General features: G+C 65.8%; 12 protein-coding genes. 1 reads left to right on the top strand and 11 read right to left on the bottom strand.

Going from position 1 to position 13,698, the window contains the following annotated elements; genetic code table 11:
* Positions 1–318 precede the first annotated feature (318 nt).
* Entirely contained in the window at positions 319–1,743 is a 1,425-nt protein-coding gene (locus NZU74_04760) for an NAD-dependent malic enzyme (protein ID MCS6880622.1), read from the top strand.
* Between the two features lie 128 nt (positions 1,744–1,871).
* On the opposite strand, the gene NZU74_04755 is transcribed toward NZU74_04760, so the two are convergent.
* The 11 genes from NZU74_04755 to NZU74_04705 all read right to left on the bottom strand — a co-directional run bounded on the left by NZU74_04755 (position 1,872) and on the right by NZU74_04705 (position 13,646).
* The gene (locus NZU74_04755; GenBank protein MCS6880621.1) at positions 1,872–2,096 is read right to left on the bottom strand and encodes a hypothetical protein; all 225 of its coding nucleotides are present in this window, start codon (positions 2,094–2,096) and stop codon (positions 1,872–1,874) included.
* Between the two features lie 299 nt (positions 2,097–2,395).
* Positions 2,396–3,562 (bottom strand): cell division protein FtsZ, encoded by a 1,167-nt coding sequence (ftsZ, locus tag NZU74_04750; protein ID MCS6880620.1) that lies wholly within the window; start codon positions 3,560–3,562, stop codon positions 2,396–2,398.
* A 73-nt stretch (positions 3,563–3,635) separates the two neighbouring features.
* Entirely contained in the window at positions 3,636–4,886 is a 1,251-nt protein-coding gene (gene ftsA, locus NZU74_04745; GenBank protein ID MCS6880619.1) for a cell division protein FtsA, read from the bottom strand.
* Between the two features lie 70 nt (positions 4,887–4,956).
* Positions 4,957–5,841 (bottom strand): FtsQ-type POTRA domain-containing protein, encoded by an 885-nt coding sequence (locus NZU74_04740; protein MCS6880618.1) that lies wholly within the window; start codon positions 5,839–5,841, stop codon positions 4,957–4,959.
* A 52-nt stretch (positions 5,842–5,893) separates the two neighbouring features.
* Positions 5,894–6,970 (bottom strand): D-alanine--D-alanine ligase, encoded by a 1,077-nt coding sequence (locus tag NZU74_04735; GenBank protein ID MCS6880617.1) that lies wholly within the window; start codon positions 6,968–6,970, stop codon positions 5,894–5,896.
* A gap of 293 nt (positions 6,971–7,263) precedes the next feature.
* Positions 7,264–8,163 (bottom strand): UDP-N-acetylmuramate dehydrogenase, encoded by a 900-nt coding sequence (murB, locus tag NZU74_04730; GenBank protein ID MCS6880616.1) that lies wholly within the window; start codon positions 8,161–8,163, stop codon positions 7,264–7,266.
* A gap of 77 nt (positions 8,164–8,240) precedes the next feature.
* A complete protein-coding gene (murC, locus tag NZU74_04725; GenBank protein MCS6880615.1) occupies positions 8,241–9,650 on the bottom strand; it encodes a UDP-N-acetylmuramate--L-alanine ligase in 1,410 nt (469 codons plus the stop codon).
* A 93-nt stretch (positions 9,651–9,743) separates the two neighbouring features.
* Positions 9,744–10,400, bottom strand: coding sequence for a hypothetical protein (locus NZU74_04720; GenBank protein MCS6880614.1), 657 nt, complete (start codon positions 10,398–10,400; stop codon positions 9,744–9,746).
* Positions 10,400–11,521, bottom strand: a complete 1,122-nt coding sequence (locus tag NZU74_04715; protein ID MCS6880613.1) for a UDP-N-acetylglucosamine--N-acetylmuramyl-(pentapeptide) pyrophosphoryl-undecaprenol N-acetylglucosamine transferase — start codon at positions 11,519–11,521, stop codon at positions 10,400–10,402. The genes NZU74_04720 and NZU74_04715 overlap by 1 nt, the downstream gene beginning before the upstream one ends.
* Positions 11,478–12,737 (bottom strand): putative lipid II flippase FtsW, encoded by a 1,260-nt coding sequence (gene ftsW, locus NZU74_04710; protein MCS6880612.1) that lies wholly within the window; start codon positions 12,735–12,737, stop codon positions 11,478–11,480. Before ftsW ends, NZU74_04715 begins: the two co-directional genes overlap by 44 nt.
* Positions 12,738–12,764: 27 nt before the next feature.
* Positions 12,765–13,646: a rhomboid family intramembrane serine protease gene (locus NZU74_04705; protein ID MCS6880611.1), complete on the bottom strand. Its 882-nt coding sequence runs from the start codon at positions 13,644–13,646 to the stop codon at positions 12,765–12,767.
* Positions 13,647–13,698 lie beyond the last annotated feature (52 nt).

Raw genomic sequence — 13,698 nt, 5'->3', positions numbered from 1 at the left:
GGAGGGCGCGTTCTCAGGTGCAGGGTTTTTCGAGCGAGCAGGGGTTTTCGGCATTCCCATGCGCTTACGATCCTCCCCCCCCGCCCCCCTCTCCCGCTCAGGGAGTTGGGCGTCCCAATGCCCCGGATGGCGCATGCGACGCGAGGATGCGCCGGAAAACCCTACACCTGAGAAGGGAGGGCGCGCCCTCCCGGACCTTTCCGCAGGAGGTATCTGGACAGGTTCTCAGGATGCTCCAGGGGAGGCGACCTTCTAAACCCTGCCGCTGGCATGGTTTTCAAGGCAACGCGTTTGGACGCAGGAAGAGAGAGGGTGCTTATGACGATGGGAGTGGCCTATACCCTTACGCTACGCTGTCAGATCGAGAATCGCCCCGGAATGCTCGGCCGGCTGACCACCCGCATCGGCGAGGTAGGCGGCGATATCGGCGCAATTGATATTGTCCGGGCTGAGCGCAGCGTAATGGTACGCGACATCACCGTCCGCGTGCAGGACGAGGAGCATGGAGCCACCCTCGTCGCAGCGATCAACGACCTGGCGGGAATCCAGGTGCTGCAGGTGAGCGACCGGGTCTTTCTGGCGCATCTAGGAGGCAAGCTGACGACGCAGAGTCGCGTGCCGTTGAAGACCCGCGATGACCTGTCGATTGCCTACACCCCGGGTGTAGCGCGGGTATGCAAGGCGATTGCCGATGAGCCGGAGAAGGTGTTCGCGCTGACCTGGAAGGCCAACAGCGTGGCGGTGGTGAGTGATGGAAGCGCGGTGCTGGGGCTGGGCAACCTGGGGCCGGAGGCGGCGCTGCCGGTGATGGAGGGCAAGGCCATCCTCTTCAAGGAACTGGCGAACATTGATGCCGTGCCCATCTGCCTGCGGTCGCAAGATCCGGAGATCATCGTACAGACGGTCGAGCAACTGGCCCCCAATTTCGGCGGCATCAACCTGGAGGATATTGCCGCGCCGAACTGCTTTCTGATCGAGGGGCGTCTGCACGAGAGCCTGGACATTCCGGTGATGCACGACGACCAGCACGGCACGGCGGTGGTGGTGCTGGCGGCGCTGAGTAACGCTCTGCGGCTGGTGGGCAAGCGCCTGGGCGAGGTGCGGGCGGTAGTGAACGGGGTCGGCGCAGCCGGCACGGCAATCATTCGCGGGTTGCTCGAAGCCGGGATCGGCGAGATCATCGCAGTGGACCGGCACGGGATTCTGCGTGAGGGCGACGACGCCACCCAGACCCCTATGCAGCGCATCGTCGCCTCGCAGACGAACCGCGACGGCCGCCGGGGGCAGTTGCGCGAGGCCCTGGAGGGCGCCGACGTGTTTATCGGCGTTTCGAAGGGTAATCTCCTGACCCCTGACATGGTGCGGAGGATGGCGCCGGATCCGATCGTCTTCGCTCTGGCCAATCCCATTCCCGAAGGCGACCCGGAGATGCTGCGCCAGTATGCCCGCGTGGTGGCGACGGGCCGCTCTGACCAGCCTAACCAGATCAACAACGTGTTGAGCTTCCCTGGCATCTTCCGTGGAGCCCTGGATGTGCACGCCCGCCATATGACCACTGCCATGCGCCTGGCAGCCGCCGAGGCCCTGGCCAGCGTGATTCCACCCGAGGAGGTCAGTGAGGAGTACATCATCCCCAGCGTATTTAACCGCCAGGTGGTGCCGGTCATCGCCCACGCCGTGGCGATGGCGGCGATTAAGGAAGGCGTGGCCCGGCGCGATCATTTGCCTGCCGGGGGTGATTAGAACACTGATGGAAATGATGCTTGGAAGGCCCTGAACCAGGCCACAGGGTTTGCACTACCTACGGTGCTCAACCAGGGAACACGTGGGCTGCTTGCCAACAGCGTTTGAGAAGGCCGGGCCTTCCCCCTTCAGGCGGTATTGATGCGCCGAGGCGGGCGGGGGGCGCGCAGAGCGCGCTCGCGGCCGCCGCGCGCGGCGGCTGCTTGCGGGTTCGCGGGCTTGATGACGGGACCTTGCTCCTGCCGGGTGCGCCCCATCGAACGCCAGTACGTCAGGTCGCGTAACGGAGGCGCCGGCGGCGGGTCAGGGTGCGGGTTGAACTCGCGGCTGCTGTACCAGCGACGTGGCTTCATCGGGGAACTCCACTGCGAACTCCGGAACGCCTGGCGACACCCGTTGTAAAATCCTTTACACCATACGAGCCTGGCTACTACGAATTCGTATCGTACCATGCGCTTAAGGTGACAACGGGGAGGGGTTTTCACCCCTCCCCGTTGTAAAGTTGGACGCGTATTATAGCGAGGTACGGCGGGATTGTCAAGCAGCGAATTGCCATCACCAGGGCTGTCGCCCTCCCACAGCCTCCCGCAGGCAGGGGTGTAAGGAAACGGGGTTTCCCCACCCCCCCCACCCTCCGGTGTAGGACGACGTGCTACTTGCGATGGCGGTTCCGCAGGAAGGGCGGAATGTCAAGATCATCGCCGCTACTGAAGCTAGGAGCGATGCGCGGCTGCGGCGCGGGTTGCGGATGGCGCGACACTGGAGCAGGCTGGGGGTAGTGCGCGGTGGCGTGGCCGGCGCTGGTCGCCACGGTAGGGTAGGAGCGCGAACGCTGCGTGCTGGCATTCGGCTTGCTCAGGTCAAAGCCGGTAGCGATCAGCGTGACCTTGATCTCGCCGGGCGGGAAGGTCGGGTCAATCACTGCACCGACCATAATGTGCGCGTCGGGGTCCACCTGCTTGGCGACGATATCGGCGGCCTCGTAGACTTCAAGAATGCCGAGATCCTCGCCGCCGGTCACATTGAAGAGCACGCCCTTGGCGCCGTCAATGCTGACTTCAAGCAAGGGGCTGGCGATGGCCTGGTTCACCGCATCAACGGCGCGGCTGTCGCCCTTGCCATAGCCGATGGCCATCAGCGCCGACCCCTGCTGGGCCATGATCGTCTTGACATCGGCGAAATCGAGATTGATCAAGCCACGCTGGGTAATCAGGTCGGCGATGCCCTGGATGCCCTGGCGCAGCACATTGTCGGCCATCTGGAAGGCCTGGGTGAAGGAGGTGTTCTTGCTGGCCATCTGGAGCAGGCGATCATTGGGAATGACGATCAGAGTATCAACCACGGGGCGCAACTGTTCGATGCCGGCCTCAGCCAGTTTGCGGCGATGGTTGCCCTCGAAGGTGAAGGGGCGGGTGACCACGCCCACGGTGAGCGCGCCGAGGTCGTGGGCGATGCCCGCGATGATGGGCGAAGCGCCGGTGCCAGTGCCGCCGCCCATGCCGGCGGCCACGAAGACCATATCCGCCCCCTTGAGCTGCTCGTAGATGTCTTCCTGGTTCTCCTCGGCGGCCTTCTGGCCGATCACCGGGTTGCCTCCCGAACCCAGCCCGCGGGTGAGCTTATCGCCGATACGGATGCGGGTCGGCGCCAGGGAATGCATCAGCGCCTGCACGTCGGTGTTGACGGTAATGAACTCGACCCCCTGCACCCCGTCGGCGATCATGCGATCCACGGCATTGCTGCCTCCACCTCCGACTCCTACGACCTTGATCTGAGCGAAATCCTCAAGCGTCAGGCCATTGTTGGTGCGGTCAACCATTGTTATTCCTCCTGGTAGATGATGGTCGAATACCATGGTGCAATCGAGAGAATTGCACCACGGGGCAGGCCCTTCAGGGCAGAAACTCTCGCAACCAGCCCTTGAAACGTTCGTAGACATTACCCCAGCCTTGCCGCTCCTCCGAACGATGGGCAGGTCCGAGCATCGAGAGTCCGTGGCGCGCCCCCCAGCGGAGCAGACCTACGCCGGTAGCGTAGGTGGGGCTGTCAAGGGAGTCGGCCAGGCCGCTGAGATCGGCGGGCACGCCGATGCGCACTGGCATGCCCAGCATTTCGCGCACCAGCTCGTCGAAGCGATGCAACTGGGCCGCTCCGCCGGTAAGGACGATGCCTGCCGGGAGCAGGCCCTCGTAGCCGCTGCGCTTGATCTCGTTGTATATAAGTTCCACCACCTGCTCGGCCCGGGCCTGGATGATCTCGTTGAGCAGGCGCCGGCTTATTTTCTGTTTTTCACCGACCGTCAGGGTGTCAATCTCGACCGTGTCGCCCTCTTCACCCTCGCGCGACGGCTCCTCGGCGATGGCGCTGCCGTAGCGGATCTTCAGATACTCGGCGGTGTTGTGAGGCGTATGCAGCACGTAGGTGATGTCGTTGGTAAAGTGATTGCCGCCCACCGAGATGACGCTGGTGTGCCAGACTCCGCCCTGCACGAAGATGGCGATGTCGGTGGTGCCGCCGCCGATGTCAACGAGCATGACCCCGCGATCCTTGTCCTCGTCGGTAAGCACCGCCTCGCCGGAGGCCAGCGGTTGCAGCACCAGGTCGTCAATCTCCAACCCCGCCTTTTGCACACTGCGGATGAGGTTCTGGATGGCCATCACCTCGCCGGTGACAATATGGGTTTCGACCTCCAGGCGAAAGCCGCTCATGCCGATGGGGTCGCGGATGCCCTCATTGCCGTCCACCACGTAGGCGCGGGGGATCACGTGGATAATCTCGCGCTGGGTGGGAATGGCGACCGCCTGGGCCGACTCGACCGCTCGCGCGACGTCGTTGCGGGTGATCTCGCGGTCGGGTCGCTGCACCGCCACCACGCCGCGGCTGTTGAGCGAGGAGATGTGGCGGCCGCTCACGCCCACGAAGGCGGTAGCGACACGGTAGCCGCTCAGGCGTTCGGCCTTCTCGACGCTGGCGGCGATGGCATTGACGGCGTCGTCAATGTTGACCACCACGCCTTTGTCGAGTCCTTTGCTCGGGGTGAGGCCAACCCCAAGGATGTTGAGTTTGCCCGCGTCGGATACCTGGGCCACAATGGTGCAGACTTTGGTGGTGCCGACATCAATTCCAACGATGGTCCGGTGCATAGCGTTCTCTCATCTTTTCGCAGTTGGCGCGCAACCGCGGAAAGGGTTGCCCTCTTCCACGCTCAGGACCCTAGGGGGCCGGAGTGCTGACCGGGGCCGGCGTGGCAGGCGCCCGGTTCTGGTAGAACGGGTTCGACGGACGTAGATCGAGATAGGTAAATGCAGTTTGATCTTGTAACAATACGTTCAATATGGCCAGTTTACGATCAAGATTCTCACTTCGTCCAAAGACGATCGTCTGTCCAAGGGGGCCGCGCACGAACACGCCCAGGCCATAGTCCCAGCCGATCTGGACCGGAGTGAAGCCCAGTTCCACCGGCAGGCGCAGGGCCAGTTCCTGGGCCAGGTGTACGGCGTCAACATCCACCAGGTCGTTGGGCTTCAATTCGAGGTGCGAGTGGTCAGCGATGACCAGCACGTCGTCGGCGGCGCTTTCGCGGGCCAGACCGAGGACCTTGCCGGTTCCATCCACCAGGTAGTGCATGCCGCCCGCCTGCCAGCGCACTTCCGGGCGACGTTCGACGATACGGATGCGCATCACATCGGGCAGGGCCAGGTCAACCGAAGCCGAGGCGATGTAGGCGTTCTCGTGCAGGCGCGCGGCGACGGCCGCGGGTTTGACGAACCAGATAGGCCGCCCGAACGCGTCGGCCAGGTCGGCCACCAGTTCGGCTTCGAGGATGCGGTTGCCCTCGACGCGGATCTGCCTTACGCTGAAGCGCGGGGAGGTGAGGGCATAGGCCATGATGCCGACGGCGACGATGCAGATCGCCAGGGAGAGGAGCCGGCCATTCGCGAGCCAGGATGTCAGCAGGCGACGGGCGCCCGGCACAGCCTGCTGGCCTGACACCAGCGCTGCCGGCAGCCGCCGCGGCGTCGGAGGGGGTGGCGCGGCCCGCCGTTGCTGGCGGCGCGCCGCGATGCGTTCACGGGTATTGGGGGTGTTATATTCCATAGTCCGATTGTCGCCTTTTGATTGCCGATTGCGAGAGAAGCCAGGTTGAGCGTTATCCGGGCCGCGTGGCCCGGCGTTGCTCGTGGCGCTCCAGCGCCAGTTGAATGAGCCGGTCGAGCAGTTCGGGATAGGCCAGTCCGCTGGCGGCCCACAACTGCGGGTACATGCTGATCGGTGTAAAGCCGGGCATGGTGTTGACCTCGTTCACCCAGAGGACGCCGGTCTCGCGGTTGAGCAGAAAATCAACCCGCGACAGGCCGGCGCCATCAATGGCCAGAAAGGCTCGCAGGGCCAGGTCGCGGGCCTGTTCAGCCAGATCAGCCTCCAGCGGAGCGGGGATCAACAGGCGCGAGTCCCCGGCAAGATACTTGGCGGTGTAGTCGTACCATTCGCCCGACGGCACGATCTCACCGGCCACACTGGCTTGGGGCGCGTCGTTGCCGAGCACGCTCACCTCGATCTCGCGGGCCGGGATGCCCTGCTCCACAACGATGCGCCGATCGTAGCGTGCCGCCTCGGCCAGGGCCGCCCGCAGGCTGTCGCGATCCCGCGCCTTGCTGACGCCAACGCTGCTGCCCATGTTTGCCGGCTTGACGAAGACTGGATAGCGCAGCGCCGCTTCGACCCGCGCGCAGACGGCCTCGACATCGGCCAGGTCCACGCGGCGTACCAGAAGCCACGGGAGTAATGGCAGGCCCGCGGCGGCGAAGGCGGCCTTCATCAGGGCCTTGTCCATCCCCACCGCGCTCGCGGCCACGCCGCAGCCGACGTAGGGCAGGCCCGCCAGTTCCAGCAGGCCCTGCACCGTGCCATCCTCGCCCATCGGCCCGTGCAGCACGGGGAAGACCACGTCTACCTGGCCGGCGGCGTGCAGGAGGTTAAAGTCTTCGATCACCGGCCCGGCAACGTCGGCGGAGAGGTTCACGCCTGCCGGCAGCCGGGCAGGATCAGCAGCGGCGACCAGGGCGGCATGGGCGCCCGCGCCAGCCAGCCAGCGGCCCTCTCTGGTGATCCCCACCGGTAATACCTCGTAGCGCGCAGGGTCCAGATTGGTCATAATGGCGTGAGAGGAGACCAGGGAGACCTCGTGTTCGCCGCTCTGGCCGCCGAAGAGGACGGCGACGGTCATTTTGCCGGACATGCGTTGCTTCTCCTGGGATCAGTCTGTTGATCGCCCTGACCGGGAATGATCGATCCCCTGAGGATGCCGAGCCGCCTGGCTCGCGCTACCATCGTTGGGGTCAATCTTTGCGAGAAACGCTAGAGCGTCTGGCGGAACCCGCATGCCCCGATCCGGTTGAGAGCGATGGGGAAACCGGGTTACCTCATTGCCCCTGCCCGTTGAGGGCGATCTGGTTGTTGCCGGGACCCGCACGCTCCGGTAAGAGAGGAACCCGATGCTTTTTTTCCACGTCCTCGCCCTCACAACACGCACACCTCCAGCTCCAGGGCGACGCCGAACTGGCGCAGCACTTCACTCCGGGCGAGGTCAATCAGGGTCATGATGTCGGCGGCGGTGGCACCGCCGGTATTGACGATATAGTTGGCGTGAACGGGGCTGATAATCGCCCCGCCCGCCCGGCGTCCCTTTAACCCTGCGCGCTCGATGAGGCGCCCGGCGCTGTCGCCGGGCGGGTTCTTGAAGACGCTGCCGCAGGAGCTTCCGGCGGGAGTTTTGCGCTTGCGTTCAGCAGCAATGCGTTGCATGGAGGCCATGAGCCTGGCCGGGTCGTCGCGGGTGAGCCGGAAGGTGGCCGAGAGCACCAGGGGCGGGAGCGCGCCTGGAGACATGCAGGCCTCTTTGAGGGCGCTGGTGCGGTAGCTGTAGGCCAGCCGTTCGACGGGCCAGGTTTCAACCACGTTGTCCACCAGCACCTCAGCGCTGAGCAGCACACTGGCGGTATCGCCGCCGTAGCACCCGGCATTGCCGACCACAGCCCCGCCGACGGCCCCCGGCAGCCCCTCGGCCCACTCCAGGCCGGCCCAGCCCATAGCGGCGAGGCGGCGGGCCAGACCGGCCATCGGCGCGCCGGCTTCGACGTTCAAGGCGGCGGTATCGCCGTGTTCGTCAATCCGCCACTGCTGGGCCCGATACACCGCGACCAGGCCGGGATAGCCCGCGTCGCGCACCAGGAGATTGGTGCCGCGCCCCACCCAGATCGTGGCAAGCGCATGCTCCCGCGCCCAGGCCGCCAGGGCCAGCGCCTCGGCGCGGGCACCGATTTCGGCATAGTAGCGGGCGACGCCGCCAGCGCGCCAGGAAGTGTGGCGGTCCATCGGCTCGTGTTCGCGGATGGGGAGCGGAGCGGTGGTGAGATTCATTTTGGATTTTGGATTTTAGATTTTGGATTTTAGATTGGGCGTGGTGCTTCTGGATTATGGCGCGCTACGGCACTCAATCATCTGGCACGCAAATGCTCCAGCAGCAGGACACCGACGCGGTCGCCATCGCCGGCGCCAAGGGTGAGCACGACATCGCCCGATTGCACCTCGACGGCGAGGAGGCGGGCGGCGGCTTCGAGGCCACCAGCGTAGCGAGCGTCGAGGCCGAGGGCGGCGACCCGTTCGGCCAGGGCGCGGGCAAGGCCCGGGGCGTCGCCCTGCTCGCGAGCGGCGTATACATCGCCAACGCGCACCAGATCGGCAGCGGCGCAGGCGGCGGGCCACTCATCGAGCAGGGCGGCGGTGCGGCTGAAGGTGTGCGGCTGCAGGTAGAGCACCAGCCGCCGACCTGGAAAGCGCATCCGCGCCGCTTCCAGCGTCGCGCGGGCCTCGGTAGGGTGGTGAGCGTAGTCATCAACTACGGTAACGCCCGCAGCTTCGCCCTTGATCTCGAAGCGCCGCGCCGTGCCGCGGAAAGCGGCGAGGGCGCGCGCGCCAGCGTCGAGGGGCGCCTGAAGCAGCGCGCAGACGGCCAGGGCCGCCAGGGCATTGCGGACGTTATGGGAACCGGGCAGGCGCAGGCTGAGGCTGCCAAGGCGCTGCTGGGCGAAGCGTTGCCGGTTGTAGCGCCACAGATCGAAGCGCACGCCGCCGTCAGCAGTGGGCGCCACGCCGCTGGCCGACCAGTCGAATGGCGCCAGGCGGCACGAGACCGGATCGGCGGCCATGGCCTCCTCGATGCCGTAGAGCATCGCCCCGGCCAGACCGAGGCCAAGGGCCCCCGGATCATCGCTGCAGAGCACCACCCGGTCGGGGGAAGGCGCCAGGGCGGCGAAGCGGGCGAAGGCCGCGGCGTACTCCTCGGCGGAGGGGTAGATGTCGGGATGATCCCACTCTACGTTAGTGATCACCGCGATGGCGGGGCGCAGGGCCAGGAAAACCCGGTCGTACTCATCGGCCTCGATCACCAGAGGCGCCTCGGGGCGGCCCCAGGCGGCGTTGCCACCCAGGTCAGGGACTTCGGCGCCGATCAGGTAGCCCGCCTCGATACCGGCCCCGCGCAGGGCCACGGCGATCATGGCGCTGGTGGTCGTCTTGCCATGGGTGCCGGCGACGGCCACCACCAGCCGTTGCCGCGACCACTCGCGCCACAGGTCGGCCCGACCGAGCACGGGAATGCCCGCGTCGCGCGCCGCGACGAGCTCCAGATGGTCGGGACGCACGGCGGCGGTGGCCAGCACTGCATCAGCGCCGGCGACGTGGGCCGGAGCGTGGCCCTGGTAGATTACGGCCCCGCGGACGGCCAGGGCCGCGGTAAGGCGGTTGGCATTCAGATCCGACCCGCTGACGGTGTGGCCCTGGTCGAGCAAGATCGCAGCAATGGCGCTCATGCCCGACCCGGCGATGCCGATGATGTGGTAATGCATGCCTTTGTGCGCGCCCCTCCGAGCGTGCAGGGCAACCGGGTTTCCCCACGCCCCCACCCGATGGCAGAGATTGACCCTTTCGCGCCTCCCGGCTCAGGGTTTCCAGACCTTCGGGAAGTTGACAATCACCAGGATGATCAAGATCAGAAAGAAGATCGTAATCAGCGACGGGATGAAGGCGCGCACGTCGGGCAGGGTGTTCAGGAAGCTGTCCAACGGAGCGAGCCGGGCGCCGCCAGCCTCCCGATACTCTGTCCAGAAGTTCACCGCCGCGTTGGACCAGAGCAGAACCACCAGCGCGCCCGCGAAGAGACCCAGAGGCTGGGCTAGCGGCTCTTTAGGGCTGGGGTTGCCGCGCCAGCCGGCGGTCTTGTTGAAGAAGAAGCCCAGGAACACCAGAGCCACGAAGGTGATCAACCGGAAGAAGAGCGGGATCTGCAACGTCGGGCTGATCAGCGGATCGAGTTGCGGTGCGGCGTCAGGGTCCTGGCCGAGCAAGAAGGCGATCAGGGCGGGGCCATTCTGCCAGAGGCGGTTGATGACCCCGATCACGAAGTTGCCACCCTGCACCGTGAGCACATAGGCGGCAATCGTCCAGAGGGTCACGGTAAGCATGTTGCGAAAGCCCTGCTGGAAGCCCCAGTAGCCGCCGATGGCGAGGACGATCAACAAGAGGGCCGCCCCGGTAAGGGTCAGGGTGATCGAAGCCTGGGCGATTGGTATAAGCTGGCCTGCTCTAGAAAGATCCATCAGCCACCCCTCCTTGCAGCGAGACCAAGCAGTGCCTCAGCCAGGTTCTGCGCGGCGTCAGGCCGGGCCAGCTCCCGACTGCGAGCAGCCATCCGCGCGCGTTCTGCCGGATCGCGGACCAGGCGGAGAATGGTCTGGTAAAGCGGCCCTGCCTGCGGCGGCCCGCTGCCGAGCATTTCCCCGTCGGGCACCTTAACCGCGGCGCCGCGACGCACCAGATAATCCGCATTTTCATCTTGATGAACATACGGGTACGGAACCAGGACAGCCGGGAGTCCCGCGGCGGGCAACTCTGCAAGGGTGGAGGCGCCGCTCCGACACACGGCCAGGTCGGCCGCCCCGAAAGCGCGCACCATTGAATGCGACCCGGCATTGCTGCTGAGATAGGGAAAGAGCCGGTAGCGGGCCTGCAAGCCGGCCGGGAGGCGCTCTGCCGCTTCCCGCAGCCAGACCTCATCGCCTTCGCGGCCGCAGACGTGGATGATCTGGCAGTGGGCGAGCAGATCCGGCAGCAAGGCCTCCATCGCCCGGTTGAGGCTGCGCGCGCCGCGACTCCCGCCGTACACCAGCAGCACCGGCAGATCGTCCGAGAGGTCGAAGGCCCGCCGGCAGGTTGCCCGGTCCTGGGCGAACAACTCCGGGCGCACCGGGTAGCCAGTGACCAGGGCGCGGGGATGGCCGGGCCGCAGGCCGAGGCGCGGCAGAGACTCCTCGACGCTCGTCGCCGTAAGGGTGGCGATGCGTGAGAGGAAGCGCACGGCCAGCCCGGGCACAACGTCGGGCAGATAGATCAGGGTAGGCACGCCGCGGCTGCGCGCGGCGAGGAACAGCGGCACGCAGACGTAGCCACCGGTGCCCAGAATGGCCGCCGGGCGCACCTCGGCGAGCAGGCGCCGGGCCGCGCGCACGCCAGCGGCGATGGTCACAACTCCACGGAGCATACCCAACGGCCCGCGCCCGCGCAGGGCCGCCGCGGGCAGCCCCCGGAAGGGCAACCGGCTCTCGCTGGCCACGATGCGTTCCTCCATACCACCGACGCTCCCCACATACACCAGATGCGGCGCCTCGTAGCCTGGCCTAGCGGCGGCGATAGCCGCGGCGACCGCCAGAGCCGGGTACACGTGACCGCCCGTGCCCCCGCCAGACAAAACGATGCTGCAGGGCGAGGAAAGCGGGGAAGCGCCGAAGAGGCGGGGCATCGGTAATCTCCTGCGAGTGGTGCTGCACAGTATGTTTCGAGATGTTCAACAGGATGCCAACGGCGATCATGCTGGTGTAGAGCGACGTATTGCCATATGAAAGAAACGGCAGCGTCAACCCGGTGAAGGGCAACAGCGAGGTAGTCACCCCGATATTGATCAGCGCCTGGAGGCAGATCCAGCTCGTGACGCCCACGGCCACCAGGGCGGCGAAGGGGTTTGGCGCGCGCCCGGCGATGCGAAACCCGCGATAGGTGAAGACCACGAAGGCCGCAATCACCGCCAGGGCGCCGATCAATCCCAGTTCTTCGCCAATGATAGCAAAAATGGTATCGGTATAGGCCTGCGGCAGCCACTGGAACTTCTGGCGCCCCTGGCCCAGCCCCTGGCCGAAGATGCCCCCGCTGCCCAGGGCCAGCATGGCATGAATAGGCTGGAAGCCGAAGGTGTCGTAGTACTTCCAGGGGTCGAGAAAGGCCAGGATGCGATAGTTGCGCACTCCCATCACAAAGACCAGGAACCAGAAGGCCCCCACCCCCAGCGCGGCGGCGCCGGCCACGTGCCAGAGATTGGCGCCGGCGGCGAAGTAGATCACCCCGCCGATCAGCACCAGCACGACCGTGGTGCCCAGGTCGGGCTGGAGCATCACCAGGCCGCAGACCAGGCCGAGCATCACACTGAAGGGGATCAAACCATAGGTCACATTGCTCAGCTTCTCGCTGCGCCGTGAGAGCCAGTCGGCGAAGTAGATGATAATCGCCAGCTTGGCCAGTTCGGCGGGCTGGACGCTGACCAGGCCGAGCACGCCTTCGCCAAAACGGATCCACGAGCGCGAGTTATTCACCTTCGTCATCGAATCGGGCAGGATCAGCACCAGGAAGAGCAGCAGGAGCGCCGCCGCCATAAGATGCACCGAATACCTTCGCCAGATTCGATAATCGATCCGAATAGCGACATACATTCCGATCGCGCCAATGATAGCGCCGATCGTCTGGCGCACCAGATAATAGTACTGATTCTGGTGATCGCGGAAAGCCTCAATAAAGCTCGCGCTATAGACCATCACCAGGCCCAGAGCCACCAGTGAGCCTACAGTGGCGAGCAGCACATAATCCGGTCGGGAGGTGCGTTCGGTCACAGGTTCCCCCTGATTGCCCAGGCGCGCTCATCTGGCCCCCGGCAGGAGCACGGCGAGCGCGATCATCGCGATGCACAGCGCCGCCGCGACGGCCCATCCCCACGGCGGCGCGCTGCGGACCAGCAGCGGCGCGGAGAAACGCGGATCCAGCCGCAGACGCGGCGCCAGGGCCAGCGCCGCCAGCGCGCCCACGATCAGCCCGCCCAGGTGTCCCCAGTTGTCAATCACCCCCGCGGAGGAAAAGCCGATGATCAGGTTGATCACCGCAATCGCGACCATGCTCTGCAGTTGGGCGCGCCCGAACTCGCCCAGGATGGCGCGGTTCAGGAAGTAGAAGATCCCCAGGCCGCCGATCAGCCCGAAGATCGCCCCGCTGGCCCCGACAGCGGGTGCGGGTGAGAGCAGGTACGACGCCACGCTCCCGCCGATCCCGGCCAGGAAGTAGAGGGCCAGGAAGCGCGGCGTGCCGTAGATCCGTTCCGTTTCGGGGCCAAGGACGTAGAGGGCGAAACTGTTGAAGAAGATATGCACCAGGTTGGCGTGCAGAAACGTGGCGCTGACGAGGCGCCAGTACTGGCCGGCATCAATCAGGCTGTTCTCCTTGGCCCCCAGCGCGAGCAACGCCCGCAGATCGGGCTGAAACAGGGCCCCGCTGAGCAGGACGCTCAGGCCGTACATCAACAGAATCGCCGCCATTAACACCCAGGTAGCCCGGGGCCGCCTGGCCAGCAACACTGGCGTCCGTGGCGGAGGCGGCCCGGCCGCTTGCAGCGGCGGGTCGCTTCCTGGCGGAGAGGGGCGGGGATCCTCATCTTCAGGCTCTTCCGTGAACCGGCGCGTCCCGAATTCCTCTTGCAGGCGCCGCAGAACCCCGTTCAGGTCATCGGATTCGTCAGGTGGTTGTGTCATAGGCTACAGCATAGCCGGAACGGGAACCGGCGGCAACTGGAGGGTCGGAGCG

Source organism: Chloroflexaceae bacterium, assembly GCA_025057155.1.
Classification (GTDB): Bacteria; Chloroflexota; Chloroflexia; order Chloroflexales; family Chloroflexaceae; genus JACAEO01.
The sequence above is the reverse complement of the archived record's forward strand: the minus strand, read 5'-3'. Positions and strand labels throughout refer to the sequence as shown.